Genomic DNA, 18,810 nt, shown 5'->3' on the forward strand with positions numbered 1-18,810 from the left:
AAAGTGGCACATCGTGAACACAGCAAATATGCTGTGTTCTTTTCATATACAGAGTTCATCTCTTCTGAAAGGATTTATAAAAAAATTTTTGAATATATTACATATGCTAAAGTACAAATTTTTCAAGAAGGTGATGATAACTTTATGGAAGAATGGAAGATAGCGCTTGAAAAGTTTTTAAAGGACTGGAGGAATAGAAATGATGTAGTGGGGGCACTTGTATGTGGGAGCTATATTACGGGTAATCCTACTAAACGTTCTGATATTGATGTACATATTATTTTATCGGATGATGTTGAGTGGCGAGAGAGAGGGAATAAACTTATAAATGGTTTTCTTATAGAATATTTCGCCAATCCACCAAAACAAATTCGCAAATACTTTCAACAAGATTTTCAAAACAAAAGAACAATGTCCATGGTTCAATTGATGACAGGAAAGATTCTATTCGATAACACGGGGATACTTAATGAATTAAAAATCGAAGCTGAACATTGGCTAAACAATGAGTATGATGAACTAAATAAGACAATAGTAGAAATAAAAAAATATTCACTATGGGATTCATTAGATAATTTAAAGGATTGTTTTGAACAAAAAAGAGTGGATTTCCACTTTGTATATTTTAACTCATTAGCTAATTTATTTTCTGAGTACTGCCAGTTTTTGAGATTAGAAAGCATTCCATACTATCAAGTACATTCTTATCTTATAGATCCTGCCTTTATTAAAAAATATTTAAAAAATGTTTTCCCTGATTCGATATTTAAGGAAATGTTTTTAAAAGCATTACTAGAAGTAGTGGATAAACAAAAGATGCTGGAGGCATACGAAGAGTTAGGTAACCATGTAATGAATCAGATGGGTGATTTTAATATAGATGGTTGGAAAATAAAAAGTCCTATCGAGAAATAGGATGAGATGTGATTTCTTTGGTTAGACTACAAAAGAAATAAATTAAACATAACACTAGAAAATAGTGAAGAAAAATTCTATATGGTGGGGCCGGTGCAAAAACAAGACTGGTTCCATATTTTTATGTTATTATATAAATATAATAATTAAAAAAACCTCGTTATTTTATGAAAATGCTAGCCAATTTTAGGACGATTATTCCATAACGTTTAAATAAAGGTAGCCATTCTTAGGGAGGGAATAGTAGGTTTTTCTCTTGATTTATTAAGGGGAAGGCTCGAAAAATGCACATAACTCTCATATAGATAGTTGATATTTTAATCTTTATGTAATTATGATACACTGCAATAAGGTAATAATTGATACAGAAAAGATGTACTCCTAAGTTACTCTAGAGCTTACTGTGACCGCAGGAGAGCTTACATCCTTTCTGCAAATCTTAATATATAAGGAAGGTAAAAATGAGTAACAGACAAACTAAATCAGATGTTATCTTAATTGGTGCCGGAATCATGAGTGCGACTTTGGGGACAATGCTTAAAGAATTAGCACCAGATTGGAAAATTACAGTGTTTGAGTCGCTTGATAAAGCGGGTGAAGAAAGTTCTCACGAATTAAATAATGCGGGAACTGGACATGCTGCACTTTGTGAGCTTAACTACACTTCAGAGAAAAAAGACGGATCAATCGATATCAGCAAAGCGATTAACGTTAATGAACAGTTCCATGTTTCGAGACAATTTTGGTCTTATCTTGTGAACAATAAACTAATCAGTAATCCACAAGACTTTATTATGCCTTTACCTCATATGAGTTTAGTACAAGGGAAAGACAATGTAGAGTTTCTAAAAAAACGTCATGAAACGATGACAAAAAATCCTTTATTCCAAGGTATGGAATTTTCTGATAACCCAGAAAAACTAAAGGAATGGATTCCTCTTATTATGCAAGATCGTCCAGCAGATGAAGCTATCGCTGCGACAAAAATTGACACTGGTACAGACGTTAACTTTGGTGCATTAACACGTATGTTATTCGACCACTTAAAAAATAAAGACGTTGACATCAACTACAATCATAGTGTTGAAAGCATGAAACGTACTAGCGATGGTTCATGGGAAGTACGAGTGCACGACAAAGATGGCTGTAAAATGGAATACCATACAGCAAAATTTGTCTTCCTTGGAGCTGGTGGAGGAAGCCTAGAATTACTACAAAAATCAGGTATTCCTGAAGGGAAACATATCGGTGGATTCCCAATCAGTGGATTATTCTTACAATGTAAAAACCAAGAAGTTGCTGAACAACATCATGCGAAAGTATACGGAAAAGCTAAAGTTGGTGCTCCACCAATGTCTGTTCCGCATCTTGATACACGCTATATTGATAACAAAAAATCATTACTATTTGGACCGTTCGCAGGTTTCTCACCTAAGTTCTTAAAAACAGGTTCAAATATGGATTTATTTGCTTCTATAAAACCGCATAATCTTACAACGTTATTAGCGGCAGGCGTTAAAGAAATGGGATTAACAAAATATTTAATCCAACAGCTTATGCTATCTAAAGAACAACGTATGGAAGAGCTACGTGATTTCATCCCGAATGCTAAGAGCGATGATTGGGATATTATTGTAGCTGGTCAACGTGTACAAGTTATTAAAGATACTGAAGCTGGTGGTAAAGGAACGCTTCAATTTGGTACGGAAGTTGTAAGTGCTTCTGATGGCTCAATTGCTGCATTACTTGGAGCTTCTCCAGGTGCATCTACTGCTGTACACGTTATGATTGAGGTAATCAATAAATGCTTCCCTCAACATGTTAACGAGTGGGAGTCAAAAATTAAAGATATGATCCCATCATACGGCAAGTCATTAGCAGAAAATCCAGAGCTTCTTAAAGAAATTAACGAAGCAACGGACGAAGCGCTTCGTTTAAAATAAAATTAGTTGTAGAAACAAAGGATTTAAGCGTTTGTTTCTACAAAATAAAATAGAACCTTCATTCTAATTTTGGATGAAAGGTTCTATTTTTTATTTCCAAATCATTAAGGAAGAGTATTTTGCAAAAGAGCAAGGTGAGAAAAATACTGATGAAGTATATGACGAAGTATTCGACCATCGTTACAATTATCGATTATTAAACAAATATCTTTTGACTATCTAAAAGTAAAATAAATAATTAGAAGCACACCTTTTACTATCAAACAAAAGGTGTGCTTCTAATTTTAAAATTTAAGTTTGGAAAAACAAAATTGGATAGAGCGTTTGATATATACAGAACAAAAGAACAGCAATAAAGAAACCAAGAGTGCTAGAGGAATGCTGAAAGCGATTGGAAGCTCAACACCACTCCAAATGCTCATTTGTATTTGTTCCAAGCCGAATGTTCGCAAAATGCCGGCTACTATTGATAGTAATGCACTTAAGATCAGCCCAGCGTAGAGGACAGATAATACGAGAAGGGCTAATGAGCAAAAAAAGCCTTGTATGATGTTTATGAATGTCATTCCTTTTCCCTCCGTATAATTTGCTGCACCTTGGCGTTTTTAGCAATCGAATAGCTTTTTGTATAATAAAGTGTTTGTATATGACAATTATCGCCTACTACTACAATATCTCCGTCAACAATTTCTGCATCTGTATAGGAAAGATGTATTTGTTCACCTTTAATACATTTACAAGTCAGCTTTTTCTTTAGAAAAGATATAGATAACGTATCTTTTTCCACATGTATCACATTTGCACTAAGCTTTCCAATCTCATTTCCGCCAGACATTTTTAATTGAAAATGTTTAGCCTCTATTTCCTTCGCTTTAACCAAACCGACTGCATGAAACTGTTCTGCTTGTAAGTTTTGTTCAATGGTCAACTTCCCAGAACTATTCAATTTTGATACTCGCCCATTGCACATAGTTAAGCTCCCGGCATTTTTAACCTCATTAGTTTCACAAAAATCTTTTATAGAGCATGATCCTGAACTATTTAAAACTTGCGCTTCAACGCGGGAATGAAAAGAACTATGACCATGAGTAGAGATTTTTTTTACGCGTATTTCTTGATGTAAAGTAACAAATCCACGGATATTTAATTGCTCACAGTCTGCTGCTAAGTTTCTAATAGTGCCATTAGTAAGGGTTACTGTACGTAGTTTTTGAATCACGGATAATCACCTCATGTTAATTTGATTAATATATATTTTAATAATTAAAATATATATTAATTAAAGTATATGTCACTTTGTTTTGTCAAGAATAAAAAAATTGCCAGGAGCTTTTTATGTATTTTCTGGACAATAAAAAAAGGATTTCAATTTTATGAAATCCTAAAAAATTTTATTCATTAACTGATTAACTTCACGCAATATTTTTGCCATGTCTATCAGTTTTTCCTGTGGAAACTTTAAAAATAAATCTTGAACCTTTAATTCACCGCTTTTAGTTAACACCATTTTTACAACACGACGATCTTCTTGCTCTCTAATCCGTTCTACAAATTCTAATTTCTCAAGTTTATCGCACATTGATGTAACGGCTCCTGGTGTCACACTAAAGAACTCAGCAATTTCAGTCGCCTTCATACCATCATTACTCTTTAGCTGAAGTAGGAGGATCAGTTGGTTTTGCGACAATGTTTCTCCCTCAGATAAGAGATTTACAAATATTTTAGATTTCTGTTGTATTTCAAGCATTTCTCTCATAATCGCTTCCACATTGTGCAATTGCTCTTTTTTTGACATAGTATCACAGCCCGTTAAAATATTTAATGGTTAAATTATATAGTAAATAAATAATATGGGCTACAGCAAACGTTGCTATTGACTATATCGATGTTAATTTCATAATCTTGAATCCAGTCAAATTAACGGAAATCAACCACACGTTATGGTGGTGAGCCAATCATCTAGTTAATATCATTAATATAATCAACCTTTATTACCACAATTGCATTTATTTTATAAAAGTATCGCACATCCATTCATAAAATTTTTCCTTCTCTTCAAATTGTGGATAATGAGCGGATTGTTCAAAGGCAATAAATTCTTTTTTATCGGCTTCAATCATATCAAAGTATTTTTTTGCTGCATTAGATGAAGTGTTATAATCATATTTACCCATAACAAAATAGAATGGTAATTCAAGTTTTTTTACTTTAGTAGGTAATGGGTTTTGGTTTTTCGTTAATTCCTCAATTAGAGTTTTTTGAGAATAGGATAGCCCATAGTTGTAACGAATCACATCTAATAAGTTATACTCACGACTGAATAACATATTTATGATATTCCCATCAGGGTTATCAATAAGTCTCGAAGATCCACCATATTTTGCAACATAATTCCGTGGAGTAACCAGCTCACCATTTTTAATTTGTTCAGTTAACTCTTGTAAATATTGAACATCATCTGTATTGCCAGCTTTTTCTGCTTGCTGAATAACGTAGTTCAAACCGTCAATTTCGCTTCCTACTATATCACTCATCTGTCCAATTCCAACATATGCTGTATATTTTTCAGGAGCTTTAGAGGCAGCTTGAGTTGCAATATACGTACCATAAGAATGGCCAATTAATATTACTTTTTCTTTGCCAAGATGATCTGCTATATAATCCGTCAAGGCCAATAAGTCATCTACGAGTAAGTCTGACGAAAGATTAGAATAATCCTCAAAAAAATGATATGATTTTCCGCTTGCTCTTTGGTCGTAATTCACGACCGTAAAATTGTTTTCCAATAAGTTTTGATACTTACTGGCATACGGAATTTCTGAACATCCAGGCCCTCCATGGACAAAAATAATAACGGGATTATCCTTATCTTTGCCACGTATCATAACTTCATGATTACTTCCATTTATCTTTACTTGCTCTAATGTACTTACACTGTTATTACCTTTAATATGGGAAGTCCATGTAGGGAATAAAAGCGCTGTTATGAGTAATACGATTGTAATTAGTACAGTATATTTTATAAATTTCATTATCTTTTTCATCTAATTCTCCCTACGAACATGAAATATAATCGAAATTTTTAGACTCTTTTAGGAAGAGTTGTTGAATTGTACATTTTTCTTTTATAAACGTAAAAGTACATGCTAAGGGGCCACCATAGGACTACAAAGATCGGATAAATCGCCCATATTACCCCAGGTGAAGAGACAATATTTACTGTAATAAAAAAGATGCTGATAAGAACTGTAGCGGTAACAGAAAATGCTACAAACGTTTTTCTTTGTGCGTGGTATAAAGCTAAGGGCCACCAAATGACTAAAAATGCTGGATAGATCGCCCAAGGGTATGGATGGGATAAAATGATATTTAATAAGGAGTAATAAATGATGGTACTTGCACAGCCTATCAGTGCAATTTTTAATGTTTTTGCCTTTTCCTCTAAATACATAAGAATTGGCCACCAGATGATTGGATAAACCGCATATATGAACCATATATAATCGGGTGAGTATAAATAATTTTCAATGATAAGAAAAGCAATAATCATGGCGCTACAAACAAGAGAATATTGTTTATACATTCTTTTAGACATGAAAAATAAAGTAATGGGCCATAGTAAAACTAGTAAGCACGGGTAAATAAACCAAATTTCCTGAGGTGATGTCGTATAATTGACGATTCCTAAAAAAATCATTGTCATTAAACTACCAACAATTGAAAAGCTAATTAAGTTCTTCATGTTTTATTCACTCCATTTCTTACGTGACCAAACGAAGTACATAGATAATGGCCACCATAATATTGCGAAGATCGGATAGATTGCCCAAATTGTATGTGGCGTATAGTAAAGATTAATAAAAATAAAAAATGCAATAATTAAGCCACTACCCCATATAGAGAATTCTAAATTTAATTTAGCCATGTTTTTCTTTTTGGGCTCCTTCACACCTAATTCCTTTTTTAAATCTTCAATATCTCCAAACTCTACAATGGCTTTGTTAATGGCATCCTCTTGTTCTTTCCCTTGATCCATCAAATAAAATACTTTTTCTTCAAGATTTTGAATGATTTCTTGTTTAACCATCTCGGTTTCTTTATTACGAGGAATGTCTTTAAAAAGCTCATCAATATGGTTTTTTATTTTTTTCATTCTAAGCCCTCCATAAATAAGTCGATAATTTCTTTTACTTCCGACCACTCTTTTACTAGCTCATTTAAATAAGCCTTACCTAATGGGGTAATACGGTAATACTTTCTTTTGCCTCCGTGTGAAACATCACCATAATAGGCTTCAATAATTTCCTTTTTCTCAAGGCGTTGAAAAACTGCGTATAAAGTTGCTTCTTTAATTTGAAAACGATTATTTGTGCGAATACTTATTTCCTGAGAAATTTCATAGCCATAACGATCTTTCTCTAAAATTAGCCTTAAAATAATGGAATCCAAGTGTCCGCGGATGATGTCACTTCGAACCATAAGTCACCTACTTATTTTTTTATTGCTCTACCTGTCAGAGTAATATTAGCAAACATTACTCTACCTGTCAAAGTAATTTTTCCAAAAACGTCCATATTCCTGCTAAGAAGGATCCTCATCAAAACGTGTGGTTGATTTCCGTTCCGGCTGGGCGCTTTCCTGGGGGCATCCGATGAGCCGCTAATCCCCAAGGAGTCGCCCAGCCGTAACGAAGATCAACTTATGTATATAGTAGATGTTTTTACAAAAGTCATCCACGACCATTGGTGATGAACTATCAAGAAGCAATCAATCAGAGGTTAAAAAATCCCCATTCACTTCAGAAGTAAAAGGGGATTGGAGATATATATTTAGAATTGAATTATGACGAAAAACCTTTCATGTGAACGATTCTATTACATATACAATGCGGCAAGAAATATACCTAATGTCTCTTCATAGATGTCCTCGAACTGGCTAAGTGGAAGTGGATTTGTACCACTACCCAACTCAACGGTAAAGCCAGGTCTACGCCAATCCTGGATAAACCAATCTTTATAGCCCGCATAACTGCCTGCTGAATTGATAGGCTCGTAGCCACTAACCCGGCTAAACTCATTAACAAGGATATCTGACTCGGGTGGTTCGAGATTTTCAAACCCCCAATAAATGACTTTACCTTGTGTATGAAACGCAAGAACTCGGGCAAAATCGCGCCTCCTTGTTAAATCAGCCATAGCAATGGCCTCGGGCTCGGACAAAGGTTGTTGGCCTCCAAAGTCTCTTGGTCCAGGTGTTTTCAGATTTCGTGCACTTTCAAGCTCCCATTTTGCAGGAAACTGGTCGTTCAAATCGACACCATGTATATTTGCCTTCCAACCAGAGAAATCGGTGCTGCCGTTATTCCAAGTAATAAGCTGATTTCTTAATGCTTCGTCATTAGGTGGTCCTTGTAATACTAAATCAACACCATCGGGATTGACCATCGGAACGATAGAAAGAATTGTTTGCTGGTAAAGTGGGAGTAGGGATAAACCGCGAATTGTATTTTGATTGGTAAGAGAGAGTAGGTAGTCGTTTATAAATGTTAAAATAATCGGAGTTGTAATCCATTCATTTGCATGAAAGGAGCCGTTATAATGGACACGCTTAGCTCCGTTCCCGATGAGAAGCTCTGGAATTTCATGCTGCAAAACAGAATGTCCAATGGTAGAGCTTTGTAGAAACGGGTAAACATCGAGTAGTTTTTTGATATCGTTCATCATGGTCGTGTAAGTATAATTTTGTTTCCCATTGATGAGCCTCCATGTGATTCGTTGAGGAATGCGAATGGTTTGGTCAATTTGTAATTGATTTGGATTTAAACTAGGATTGACAAGTAAAATGGCTACTAGTGGGAGATTTCTGCTTTGGGCTATTTGCCAAAACGTATCTCCTTGCTTTATTTGATAATTGACTGTCACAAACCCCGGAATTCGAATGCGTTGTCCAACCCGTAAAAATTGAGGTTTAATAGTTCGATTCGAATCTATAATTAGTTGAAGAGGTATTTTAAACACTTCACTAAAATGCCAAAGAGAATCCCCAGGTCTTACGAAAATGTCCACAATTGTTCTCTCCCTACTATCAATTATGCCTCGGAAATAAAGGCCAATATAATATATATATGAAAAAATATGGGACTTATTAACTTTTAATGGCTCATCACTAACGTTTTAACAAAGTCATCCGAAACTTTTGGTGATGAACCCTTTTAATGTGAACTTTGTTAAGTATTCCTCGCAAAGAGATTGTTCTCGTAGCCTAAGAGGAAGAAACTGTATCACTTTTTAATGTACAATGATACTAGATAATAGAGTTTATGTCAGGTAAAGGTAGGAAAGCGAATGTTAAATAAATTAAAGATAGGTATACGAACTAAAATCACGTTAGGCTATATTGTTATCATACTTTGTTTACTTGCATCAGTGATCATCTTATATCAACAAATTTCCTCTCTACAAAACGAAAGAAATTATATTATCAAGAAAGACTCCAATATACAAGCTCTAACCAATCACATTGAAAAGTCCTTTTTAGATATGGAATTGGGCCAGCGGGGCTTTGTTATTACAGGTGAATCAAGTTATTTAGAGCTTTATAACGAAACTAGTGAAAATTGGAAATCCGATTTTAATGAACTATATCAGCTTTTAGAAAAAAATCCAACACAACAAGAGAAGTTAAACGAGATAAAGACGACGATAGAGCATTGGATTACAACATCAGGCGAACCTTCTATTACGTTAAAAAAAGAAAACAATACTGAAGCGTTATGGAAACTCTATAAAGTAGATATAGGCCGTAAAGACATGGAAACGGTACGAGATCAGTTCGAATCGCTCCGATCAGAGGTAATTGCAACTATGCAAGCCAAAGTAAACGAGTTGGACAGAAAAAATAGTATAGTAACACTTACACTGCTTGGCATACTTGTATTTATTTCAGTTGTTGCGATTATCATTGCAAGTAGTATTTCTCGTTCAATCGTAAAAACATTAACGGAGGTTACACGAACGATCCGAGAAATCACTGCTTCCAAGAGCGGTCAAAAAGGAAGAATTCGTGTTAGAACAAATGATGAAATCAATGCTCTTGCAACTGCTACAAATGAGTTGTTGGATGCACTTGAGAGAAGAGAATGGCTACAGTTGAATATCGCAGAAATTGTCACAAAATATCAAGGTATTTCTGCCATAACCAAATTAGCTGAAACCTTCCTTTCAGAAATAGCGCAAAAAACGCAATCTTCCCTTGGCGCATTTTATGTTCGTGAAATTACTGATAATCAAATACAGTTTGTAAAAAAAGCTGCTTTTGCGGGCGCAACGGATAACGTTGGAATGGAGAGCTTTAAACTGGGGCAAGGCTTAATTGGACAATGTGCTCTAGAAAAAAAGGTTTTAATTTATAATGATATTCCAGAAGATTTCCGTTTAATCGGCACTGGTTTAGGGAAAATACCGCCAAAAGGTATTTTTATCGTCCCTATTATATTTGAAAATGACGTAATCGCTGTTGTTGAATTAGCTACAATAACTAGCTTTAATAAGCTGCAGCAGGAATTAGTGAAGCAAGTTATCGATACTTTTGGATTAACGATCAATAGTGTCCTAGGGCGAATGGAAATTGTCCGTTTATTGAATGAATCAAGAGCTTTGACAGAGGAATTACAGGTGCAATCTGAAGAGCTTCAGGCACAATCAGAAGAATTGCAGCTGCAAACAGAGGAACTGACAATGATTAATGAACAATTGGAAGAAAGAACAAAAGAGGCCGAGTTAAAGTCGAGAGAATTAGAACAAGCTAAAAAAGAATTAGAGGAAAGTGCGGAACAGCTGTTACTAAATTCAAATTATAAATCTGAGTTTTTAGCCAATATGTCACATGAATTACGAACGCCACTGAATAGCATTTTAATTTTATCGGAAATGTTAGCTGAAAATAGCCAAAATGCATTATCAGAAGAGGAAGCGGAATTTGCAAAGGTTATCCATTCTTCAGGTGAAGATCTGCTGGCACTAATTAATGATATTTTAGATTTATCAAAAGTTGAGGCAGGCAAGCTTGATATTAATTTTGATGAAATGAATATGAGTGAGGTTCCTGTACAAATCGAGCAAACTTTTGCGCCTGTTGCAATGAAAAAAAATCTACAATTCTATATTTCGAAAGACGAAAATGTAGTCGATATTTTCTATACTGACGAACAAAGATTCCAGCAAATATTGAAAAATTTATTATCAAATGCTTTTAAATTTACAAAGCAAGGCTCAGTTCATCTTGATATTAACCAGCTTAGTGAAGAACAGTTAACAAATAATATGCAGGATGTGAGTGCTGACTGGTTAGAAATCACAGTTTCCGATACAGGTATAGGGATTCCGAATGACAAGCATCAGCTTATTTTCGAATCATTCCAACAGGCTGATGGGGCAACGATACGTAAATACGGTGGAACAGGTCTTGGCTTGTCCATTTGTAAAGAGCTTGCGAGATTACTTGGCGGCTGGATTTCTTTACAAAGTAGTGAAGGGCAAGGTAGTACATTCACACTAACAATCCCAAGCTTGCCAAATGGCATCGAAGAGCAAAAACGTCTTGAACTTGCTATTCATGAAGTAGGGGCTACCAATGAATTAGAAGTGCTAATGGAAGAACAGCTATTGGACACTCAGGATTTCTCTCAACAAGAGGTAGAAGTTTTTCAAGGGAAAAATATTTTAATTGTAGACGATGATTACCGTAATATTTATGCATTAAAAAATGCACTCGAAAAACGAGGTATGAATATTTTAGTTGCCAAAGATGGGATAGAGTGTTTAGAGATTATGCAAGCTAATGATGAAATTGACCTTATTCTGATGGATATTATGATGCCAAATTTGGATGGCTATGAAACGATGTCGATTATACGCAAACAAATGAAGATTACAGATTTACCGATTATTGCTTTAACAGCGAAGGCTATGAAAAATGATCGGGATAAAACATTAGAGGCCGGTGCTTCAGATTATATAAGTAAGCCATTAAATTTAGATCAATTAGTATCCGTTTTAAGAGTATGGCTAGTTTCTAAAGGGAGTTAATAAGATGGACCCATTGCCTTTGCAGCAAAAAATGCATACAGATTTAGAAATTGATTTATTACTTGAGGCTATTTATCGTTTATCAGGATTTGATTTTCGACAATATAATCGTTCTTCTATATCGCGAAGAATTTATAATAGGATGAAGATGAGTAATATCCCAACTCATTCTCGTGTACTTGAAAAAGTAATACACGAGAATGAGTTTTTGGAGCAACTATTGAATGATTTTTCTATAACTGTTACTGAAATGTTCCGTAACCCTAGTTTTTTTAAGGCTTTTCGCGAAGAGGTTGTACCTTCTTTAAGAGATCACCCTGAAATTCGGATATGGCATGCAGGATGTTCCACGGGTGAGGAAGTATACTCCATGGCTATTTTACTACAGGAAGAAGGGTTAATGGATCAAGCAGTTATTTACGCTACGGATATGAACGAACAAGTATTGGAAACGGCAAAAAAAGGAGCATTCCCGATTAACAAAATGCAGACATATACGAAAAACTATATGCTTGCAGGCGGAAGACATGCTTTTTCCGAATACTATAAAACAGATTATCAATATGCTTATTTCCATCCGTCACTGTTAAAAAACATTATATTTGCACAGCATAATTTAGTAACAGATCAATCGTTTAATGAATTTCATGTCATTATGTGTCGAAATGTATTAATTTATTTTTCACCGGAGTTACAAAAACAGGTTCATCAATTGTTTTCCGAAAGCCTAAGTGATACTGGGTTTTTATGCTTAGGAGATAAAGAGGCACTACGATTTGAAGATATTATTTCAAAATATAAAGAAATAGTAGGCAATGAAAAAATATATCAGAAGATAAAGTAAGATGAAAAACGGGCTGTTGCCTAAGTTTCTCCGCAGTAGAGACTTAGGCAACAGCCACTTTTTATGTAGTTTAATGTGCCTGTATCATTAATGCACACATATCATCTGGTTGATTCCCTTGTTTTTCCTTAGGCAGTACATGGTCAATCAGACGTCGAGAATGATCCCATTTCGTAGATATTAACGTTTGTATATGCTTCTCGGATTCCATTTCACATGGTCCCATTGCCTCCAACACACCGTCCGTATATAAAATAATTTGCACGTCCTTATTGTATTGAATGAATTGCTTTTGCACGTCAATCTCATCAAAAAAGCCGACTGCACAGCTTCCTCGATTTAAATGTACGAGCGTTTTTCCATCAACTAGAGCATAGCCAGAAGGATGACCAGCGTTCACATATTCAATTGTTTTTTGTTCTGTATCTATCACTAAATAAATAGCTGTGAAATAAAAAAGATTGTCGTCTTTACCATTTCGCAAAAGGGTCATATAACGGTTTAACTCTTTTATCACTAATTCGGGATCTTCTAATTGTTTAACAGCTTCTCTTAGGACAGAGGAGATAAACATACAAACAAGTGCTGCAGAGATACCATGTCCCATCATATCGAGCAAAATGCAGGCGTATCGGTGATCATTTATTTTATGCCAATAATACATATCCCCTGCTAAATTAGAAGAAGGAAGATAAGAGACCTCTATCTGAATGTTCGTCTCGTTTAAAGGAGTGCTCAAAAGGCTTCTTTGTACATGTGTAGCTAAATCTAATTCGTATTGTATTTTCTTTTCTTGTTGAGTATGCCAATCTAATTCTGCTTTCAATCGTAAAGCAACCCGAATTCTAGCAAGAAGCTCGGTTTTATTAATGGGCTTCGTAATATAATCTACTCCACCGATATCAAGTGCTTCCGCAAGCGTGTTTTTATCTTCTAGAGCGGTGACAAAGATAATTTGAATATCCTTTAATCGTTCATCTTGCTTAATACGTTTGCAAGCTTCAATACCGTCTATTTCAGGCATCATAATATCTAATAAAATTAAATCCGCTGAATTTCCTGTTGGATTTGGTGCACCTAACTGTAAATAATCAAAAAGCTCATAGGCAGATGTTAGAGAAACACAGTTATCATAACCTGCATTTTTTAATATTTTTTCAATTACAAATAGATTAACTTGATTGTCATCTACAAGAAGAATGGTCATAATTATTTCCCCTTATTCTGTCTGAATTAGTGCAGATTATTTATGAATGTATTTAATAACTACTAACTCTATTATACAAAACAATAGAGAATAACGGTATTTTGATCGATGGAGGGAGTTTTTAAATAAATGTAGGGCCAACAAGAAAAAGTCAGCCCCAAAACGTATTTTATTTTTAAATTCTAGCCTTTTTAAAGCCACTATAAATATCAAATGCATTTGCGATGATGGCGATAGCAATGCTGACGAATAATATTCGATCTATAGCAAACAAAATCTTAGCAGAGGTCGTTTCCGTAATCGCAGCGATATAAGGTATAGCGGGACTGTGTATGAGATCAGGGTGAATAGCCATGAGAATAAAAACAATAATTCCTGTACATTGAAGAAGAGCATTAGCTACGGCAATTAACAGTGTCCATTGGCCAGCCTTCAATTTCCATAATGTTAACGCTACACTTAAAACGATACAAATTAAAATAATCGGTGCAAAGGAGAGTAAGACATCCTGATTGAATATAGGCATAACAAATTTAAAGCCAACTTTATTGTGAGAAGTATAGATTCCTATAAGGTGATGAGCATTGAAATAGACAAAGGAGAAGATAGCAATACCTAAGAAACTAAAAATATTATCATGAAGTGAAATCGTTTTTTCCTTAGGAATTATTTTAACTTTAGCTAAATCATCAGGTGTCCATTCTGGATGGTCCTTTATAAGGGGTATTCGAATATTATTTCCTCCGGATCGTTCTATGACAATGAAAGTAACTGTAATCCAGAATAGTACGTAGATGATTACGGAAATAATATGAGCGATAGTTATAGAAATAGTATTAATAATAGCAGACAGAAGAGCACCACCTTCTCCACTATAAAGCACAATACTTTCTATCATCTGTACAATAACTGTAATAATTATTGCCCAAGGAATAACTAATTTTATTGTTCTAATATAAGTGTCAAACACTTTTGGACCGATTAATAATCGTGGTGTGTTTTGATAGCTTGCTGCAACTTCTACAGGACTTCCTAGATTTTTAAGCACTTCCTTTATATCTGATTCTGAATAATCTTCAGGTAACATATTTTCAATAGTAGATTTTAACTCTAGACTGGTTTCATCACGTTTATCTTTGTGAATCCTTTTAGTTACTTCATGAATATATGCATCAATCAGATTCATTCTTTCCGTCTCCCTTCAATAATTCATGCTGTCCAAAATCCATAGCTGTACATTCCTTTTCGAGCTGAGCTATATGTACCCAACTCATCATATTTCTGAGTTTTACATTTGGCTGTATCTCAACTTCTTGTAATCACTTCCTAATGCCAGAATCGACGAGGCAATGAGAATAGTGTACGCAGTTCATTAGTATTCCGACTTGCTCGAGACGTTGAAAAAGGGGATAGGTACTAAACGGTTTATGTAGTTATCTTAAAACAACAAGCATTAATGTTCCGCCGTGGACTTTTAATGTAGTCATCAGACAGTATTATTTGCACGTGGTAATATATGTTATTATCAAGAGCTGAAATTAATGTAAAGAAAATGATGAAAGAGCGTGCTTTATAATAAAAATAGTGTAGGATGGGGATGCATATGAGGTTCGTTGAAAAATTATTGAAGGAAGAAGATTTTACATCAGGAAGGGTAGTTTACAGCCAACAAAATGCGACTCCGTGATTTTGAAATGAACCTTCATACCAATGAGAGGAGTCGACCTAATTTGTAGTTGATTTCCTTCGTGAAAAAGAAAATGCCGCCAACGAATAAATGGCTCGTTTTTCTAAGGTTCAGATGTTTTGCTTACTGTAATAAAGCTATTGTTCTTTTTTCATAATGAGTGATGAGCGTACAGGTCGTTCCAATGGCGTAATGTTAATAATAAAATAGCTAATAATTAATATTAAAATAATAAGTGAATAAATTAAGGTATTAATGGGATGGTCATGCTCTACGATAATTAATCGAATCATGGCCGTAATCCCTATATATATAAAGTACCTTAGTGGAAAATGATAATTCTCTTTAAAATATTTAATAATCATCGTGATAAATTCAAAATACAAAAAGAAAATAAGAATGTTAGCGAGGAAAAGCTTATAGTCTCCGCCATCGTTGGTGAATAATAAAATTTTAAGAAATTGAATGAGTTCTTTGCAAAGTAGGAAGGATAAGATGAGCGCTAAAAGTACAAGGCAAACATTTAGAAACAATTGTAAAGATTTCGGTACAGCTTTTATTAATTGTAAGTAAGTCGAGTGCTTTTGGTTCACAGAATTCCTCCAATCTTGTAAAACGTCCTAAGTGAATATGAAAAACTAAATAGAGAATACATAATCATATGGTTGAGTGTCATCATTTTATGATTTGAATATAACATTTTATCGTAAATGTATATGTGTTTATTTGTAAAGTTTTGGTATATATTCATGAAAGAAAGTTTTCAAAATAATTTAGCTGTATGCTAAAATAGATGTGCATGAATATAAAATTTAAAAGGGGTTTTTAAAATGGCTAAAGCAGCAAAAGCAGATGCAAAAATTACACCAGAGCGTTTAGAGGAAGCATTAAACGTACGTGACCGTCTTATTATCGAGTTACTAGTACAAGTACTTGATGAAAAGCTTGTAATTGAACGTCCAGTATTACGTGAGCGTGTAGCAAACCTTGTAGACCTTTCTGATTACGATGCAGAATTAAAAGAAACGATCCACGCTGTTATTAACAAACTATAATTTTAAGAAAAATGCTACACGTAATCGGTAGCATTTTTTCTTTTGCTGAAAAGGTGCGTTTTCAATAAAAGGATTGCTCAGTCAAGAACCGAGAACGTTCGGGTAGCCAGAAGAAGTGATCAGGTAAGAGCCTACCTTGATCAGGTAACCCGAAAAACAAATCGGCTGAGAGGCTAACTAAGAACCAGCATAATTGCTCAGCACAGCCCTATATAAAGCTCCTACAGAATAGAAAAACGCAATCCAAAGAAAAACCCAAACAAGAATTTGTGCCATTCTTGTTTGGGTTCCTTTTGTTGTTAGTATACTTTATCTCCATTAAAAATAGAGTTTTTCACAATTACATAATCTACATTTCGAATGGCATCTAGTTTATTGCCACCTGCATAGGAAATAGATGATTGAAGATCTTGCTGCATTTCAATTAAAGTATCTTTGATACTGCCTTTATGTTCAACAAACATCTTTTTACCTTCAACATTTTTACGTTCGCCTTTTTGGAATTCAGAAGCAGATCCGAAGTATTCCTTCACAGTTTTACCGTCGATTTCGATTGTTTCACCAGGTGACTCTTCATGACCTGCAAATAATGATCCAACCATCACCATTGAAGCACCAAAGCGAACCGATTTTGCAATATCACCATGTGTACGAATACCACCATCAGCGATAATTGGCTTCGTTGCAGCTTTCGCACACCAGCGTAGTGCAGCTAGCTGCCAACCACCTGTACCAAAACCAGTTTTGATTTTAGTAATACATACTTTACCTGGTCCAATACCAACTTTTGTTGCATCTGCACCAGCGTTTTCAAGTTCACGTACTGCTTCAGGTGTACCTACATTACCAGCAATCACAAAGCTAGTTGGTAGATGTTTTTTAATATGCTGAATCATACGAATGACAGCGTTTGAATGACCATGCGCAATATCGATTGTCATAAAATCAGGCACTAAATTAGCTGCTGCTAATTCTTCTATAAAAGAATATTCCTCATCTTTTACACCAACACTAATTGATGCGATTAATCCACGAGCTTGCATATTTTTGATGAAATCGATACGTGTCTCTGGATTAAAACGGTGCATGATATAAAAGTAACCGTTTTCAGCAAGCTTCACAGCAAGACTTTCATCGATAATTGTTTGCATGTTTGCTGGTACAACAGGAAGTTTGAATGTATGACCGCCTAAAGTAACAGAAGTATCACATTCTGAGCGACTTTCTACAATACATTTTGCGGGAATTAATTGAATATCCTCATAGTCAAATACGTTATCCATTATAAACACTCCTAAAATACGAATATTTTTTAAGTTTTAATTTAAATCGTTCGTCATTTGGTAATTTACATTATTTTCGAGTAAATGTCAAAGCTTTTATCTAAATCAATAAAAAATTGGCAGGAAAGAACAGGAATTACGCGGAATATAAAGATATATCCTTTTTTCTTTAGAATGGGAAGGAGGTTTAAGTTTATCTTTTTTCAAAAGAAGAAAAGCAATTTTTTGATTGGTTCATCTAAGATTTGTATTATTATTTGTTAACCATGTAAAATAGAATTGTTTCGAAAATGACAAAGGGAGTGTTGGAAATGGCAGTAGAGGTTTATTTAATTTTTAATGGAAATTGTCGAGAGGCTGTATCTTTTTATGAGAAAGCTTTTAATACGAGCAAGCCTGAAATTATGACATTTGGAGATTCACCACAGAATCCAAGTTATCCATTACCAGAGGAAGCAAAAGATCTTGTCATGCATACGCGACTTTCGATTTTTGGTAGCACTGTAATGTTCTCAGATACATTTCCAGGACACCCATTCACAGTTGGAAACAATGTAACGTTAGCCGTTGTCTCAGACGATGAGGCTCAGATGCGAAAAGCTTTTGATGGCCTTAAAGATGGTGGCGAGGTTAAGATGGAGTTACAAGAAACGTTTTGGAGTAAATGTTATGGCTCCCTTACTGATAAATTTGGTGTTGAATGGCAATTTAGTCATGAGGAAAATAAATAAAGTCACTATTAAAAAGCACGATGTTTTTGGAAAGCCTCCATCAACATCGTGCTTTTCTT

At 34.6% G+C, this 18,810-nt stretch carries 19 protein-coding genes; 8 read left to right on the forward strand and 11 right to left on the reverse strand.

Annotated elements, in window-relative coordinates; translation table 11 throughout:
• Window positions 1-3 precede the first annotated feature (3 nt).
• The 4 genes from ACQKMI_RS17825 to ACQKMI_RS17840 all read left to right on the forward strand — a co-directional run bounded on the left by ACQKMI_RS17825 (window position 4) and on the right by ACQKMI_RS17840 (window position 3,359).
• Window positions 4-915, forward strand: coding sequence for a nucleotidyltransferase domain-containing protein (locus tag ACQKMI_RS17825; protein WP_427491108.1), 912 nt, complete (start codon window positions 4-6; stop codon window positions 913-915).
• Window positions 916-1,376: 461 nt separating this feature from the next.
• Entirely contained in the window at window positions 1,377-2,858 is a 1,482-nt protein-coding gene (locus ACQKMI_RS17830; RefSeq protein ID WP_427491110.1) for a malate:quinone oxidoreductase, read from the forward strand.
• Between the two features lie 73 nt (window positions 2,859-2,931).
• The gene (locus ACQKMI_RS17835) at window positions 2,932-3,081 is read left to right on the forward strand and encodes a hypothetical protein (RefSeq protein ID WP_427491112.1); all 150 of its coding nucleotides are present in this window, start codon (window positions 2,932-2,934) and stop codon (window positions 3,079-3,081) included.
• A 74-nt stretch (window positions 3,082-3,155) separates the two neighbouring features.
• Window positions 3,156-3,359: a hypothetical protein gene (locus tag ACQKMI_RS17840; RefSeq protein WP_427491114.1), complete on the forward strand. Its 204-nt coding sequence runs from the start codon at window positions 3,156-3,158 to the stop codon at window positions 3,357-3,359.
• 61 nt (window positions 3,360-3,420) lie between these two features.
• Here the strand turns inward: ACQKMI_RS17840 and ACQKMI_RS17845 are convergent, their stop codons facing one another.
• The 7 genes from ACQKMI_RS17845 to ACQKMI_RS17875 form a co-directional block, all read right to left on the reverse strand.
• Window positions 3,421-4,077: a hypothetical protein gene (locus tag ACQKMI_RS17845; protein WP_427491116.1), complete on the reverse strand. Its 657-nt coding sequence runs from the start codon at window positions 4,075-4,077 to the stop codon at window positions 3,421-3,423.
• A 162-nt stretch (window positions 4,078-4,239) separates the two neighbouring features.
• Window positions 4,240-4,653, reverse strand: a complete 414-nt coding sequence (locus ACQKMI_RS17850; RefSeq protein ID WP_427491118.1) for a MarR family transcriptional regulator — start codon at window positions 4,651-4,653, stop codon at window positions 4,240-4,242.
• 211 nt (window positions 4,654-4,864) lie between these two features.
• Window positions 4,865-5,902, reverse strand: coding sequence for an alpha/beta hydrolase (locus tag ACQKMI_RS17855; RefSeq protein WP_427491120.1), 1,038 nt, complete (start codon window positions 5,900-5,902; stop codon window positions 4,865-4,867).
• Between the two features lie 38 nt (window positions 5,903-5,940).
• A complete protein-coding gene (locus ACQKMI_RS17860) occupies window positions 5,941-6,600 on the reverse strand; it encodes a hypothetical protein (protein ID WP_427491122.1) in 660 nt (219 codons plus the stop codon).
• Between the two features lie 3 nt (window positions 6,601-6,603).
• On the reverse strand, window positions 6,604-7,011 hold the full coding sequence (locus ACQKMI_RS17865) for a permease prefix domain 1-containing protein (protein WP_427491124.1): 408 nt from the start codon (window positions 7,009-7,011) through the stop codon (window positions 6,604-6,606).
• The gene (locus ACQKMI_RS17870) at window positions 7,008-7,337 is read right to left on the reverse strand and encodes a PadR family transcriptional regulator (protein ID WP_053482886.1); all 330 of its coding nucleotides are present in this window, start codon (window positions 7,335-7,337) and stop codon (window positions 7,008-7,010) included. Before ACQKMI_RS17870 ends, ACQKMI_RS17865 begins: the two co-directional genes overlap by 4 nt.
• Before the next feature lie 395 nt (window positions 7,338-7,732).
• Window positions 7,733-8,923, reverse strand: coding sequence for a M14 family metallopeptidase (locus tag ACQKMI_RS17875; RefSeq protein ID WP_427491126.1), 1,191 nt, complete (start codon window positions 8,921-8,923; stop codon window positions 7,733-7,735).
• A 279-nt stretch (window positions 8,924-9,202) separates the two neighbouring features.
• Here ACQKMI_RS17875 and ACQKMI_RS17880 point away from each other — a divergent pair, with 279 nt between their 5' ends.
• On the forward strand, window positions 9,203-11,944 hold the full coding sequence (locus ACQKMI_RS17880) for an ATP-binding protein (RefSeq protein ID WP_427491128.1): 2,742 nt from the start codon (window positions 9,203-9,205) through the stop codon (window positions 11,942-11,944).
• 4 nt (window positions 11,945-11,948) lie between these two features.
• Window positions 11,949-12,788, forward strand: coding sequence for a CheR family methyltransferase (locus ACQKMI_RS17885; RefSeq protein ID WP_427491130.1), 840 nt, complete (start codon window positions 11,949-11,951; stop codon window positions 12,786-12,788).
• A gap of 70 nt (window positions 12,789-12,858) precedes the next feature.
• Here the strand turns inward: ACQKMI_RS17885 and ACQKMI_RS17890 are convergent, their stop codons facing one another.
• The 3 genes from ACQKMI_RS17890 to psiE form a co-directional block, all read right to left on the reverse strand.
• The gene (locus ACQKMI_RS17890; protein ID WP_427491132.1) at window positions 12,859-13,995 is read right to left on the reverse strand and encodes a SpoIIE family protein phosphatase; all 1,137 of its coding nucleotides are present in this window, start codon (window positions 13,993-13,995) and stop codon (window positions 12,859-12,861) included.
• Between the two features lie 175 nt (window positions 13,996-14,170).
• On the reverse strand, window positions 14,171-15,181 hold the full coding sequence (locus ACQKMI_RS17895; RefSeq protein WP_427491134.1) for an HAAS signaling domain-containing protein: 1,011 nt from the start codon (window positions 15,179-15,181) through the stop codon (window positions 14,171-14,173).
• 638 nt (window positions 15,182-15,819) lie between these two features.
• Window positions 15,820-16,275 carry a phosphate-starvation-inducible protein PsiE gene (psiE, locus tag ACQKMI_RS17900; RefSeq protein WP_427491136.1) on the reverse strand — a complete coding sequence of 152 codons (456 nt, stop codon included), beginning with the start codon at window positions 16,273-16,275 and terminating at the stop codon, window positions 15,820-15,822.
• A 237-nt stretch (window positions 16,276-16,512) separates the two neighbouring features.
• Between psiE and ACQKMI_RS17905 the strand changes: the two genes are divergently transcribed.
• Window positions 16,513-16,737, forward strand: coding sequence for a phosphate-starvation-inducible protein PsiE (locus ACQKMI_RS17905; protein WP_323648481.1), 225 nt, complete (start codon window positions 16,513-16,515; stop codon window positions 16,735-16,737).
• A 299-nt stretch (window positions 16,738-17,036) separates the two neighbouring features.
• Here the strand turns inward: ACQKMI_RS17905 and guaC are convergent, their stop codons facing one another.
• A complete protein-coding gene (gene guaC, locus ACQKMI_RS17910) occupies window positions 17,037-18,020 on the reverse strand; it encodes a GMP reductase (protein ID WP_427415321.1) in 984 nt (327 codons plus the stop codon).
• A 311-nt stretch (window positions 18,021-18,331) separates the two neighbouring features.
• Between guaC and ACQKMI_RS17915 the strand changes: the two genes are divergently transcribed.
• Window positions 18,332-18,751 (forward strand): VOC family protein, encoded by a 420-nt coding sequence (locus ACQKMI_RS17915; protein ID WP_427491138.1) that lies wholly within the window; start codon window positions 18,332-18,334, stop codon window positions 18,749-18,751.
• Window positions 18,752-18,810: the final 59 nt, after the last annotated feature.

Origin of the sequence: Lysinibacillus sp. NPDC097214, assembly GCF_050277945.1 — a bacterium.
Lineage (GTDB): Bacteria > Bacillota > Bacilli > Bacillales_A > Planococcaceae > Lysinibacillus > Lysinibacillus xylanilyticus_B.

What these genes read in the sequence shown, in the direction of transcription:
- ACQKMI_RS17830 (WP_427491110.1), top strand. Translation starts at nt 1,377, where the DNA reads ATGAGTAACAGACAAACTAAATCAGATGTTATCTTAATTGGTGCCGGA.
- ACQKMI_RS17835 (WP_427491112.1), top strand. Translation starts at nt 2,932, where the DNA reads ATGAAAGGTTCTATTTTTTATTTCCAAATCATTAAGGAAGAGTATTTT.
- ACQKMI_RS17850 (WP_427491118.1), bottom strand. Translation starts at nt 4,653, where the DNA reads ATGTCAAAAAAAGAGCAATTGCACAATGTGGAAGCGATTATGAGAGAA.
- ACQKMI_RS17855 (WP_427491120.1), bottom strand. Translation starts at nt 5,902, where the DNA reads ATGAAAAAGATAATGAAATTTATAAAATATACTGTACTAATTACAATC.
- ACQKMI_RS17860 (WP_427491122.1), bottom strand. Translation starts at nt 6,600, where the DNA reads ATGAAGAACTTAATTAGCTTTTCAATTGTTGGTAGTTTAATGACAATG.
- ACQKMI_RS17865 (WP_427491124.1), bottom strand. Translation starts at nt 7,011, where the DNA reads ATGAAAAAAATAAAAAACCATATTGATGAGCTTTTTAAAGACATTCCT.
- ACQKMI_RS17870 (WP_053482886.1), bottom strand. Translation starts at nt 7,337, where the DNA reads ATGGTTCGAAGTGACATCATCCGCGGACACTTGGATTCCATTATTTTA.
- ACQKMI_RS17880 (WP_427491128.1), top strand. Translation starts at nt 9,203, where the DNA reads ATGTTAAATAAATTAAAGATAGGTATACGAACTAAAATCACGTTAGGC.
- ACQKMI_RS17885 (WP_427491130.1), top strand. Translation starts at nt 11,949, where the DNA reads ATGGACCCATTGCCTTTGCAGCAAAAAATGCATACAGATTTAGAAATT.
- ACQKMI_RS17890 (WP_427491132.1), bottom strand. Translation starts at nt 13,995, where the DNA reads ATGACCATTCTTCTTGTAGATGACAATCAAGTTAATCTATTTGTAATT.
- ACQKMI_RS17895 (WP_427491134.1), bottom strand. Translation starts at nt 15,181, where the DNA reads ATGAATCTGATTGATGCATATATTCATGAAGTAACTAAAAGGATTCAC.
- ACQKMI_RS17905 (WP_323648481.1), top strand. Translation starts at nt 16,513, where the DNA reads ATGGCTAAAGCAGCAAAAGCAGATGCAAAAATTACACCAGAGCGTTTA.
- guaC (WP_427415321.1), bottom strand. Translation starts at nt 18,020, where the DNA reads ATGGATAACGTATTTGACTATGAGGATATTCAATTAATTCCCGCAAAA.
- ACQKMI_RS17915 (WP_427491138.1), top strand. Translation starts at nt 18,332, where the DNA reads ATGGCAGTAGAGGTTTATTTAATTTTTAATGGAAATTGTCGAGAGGCT.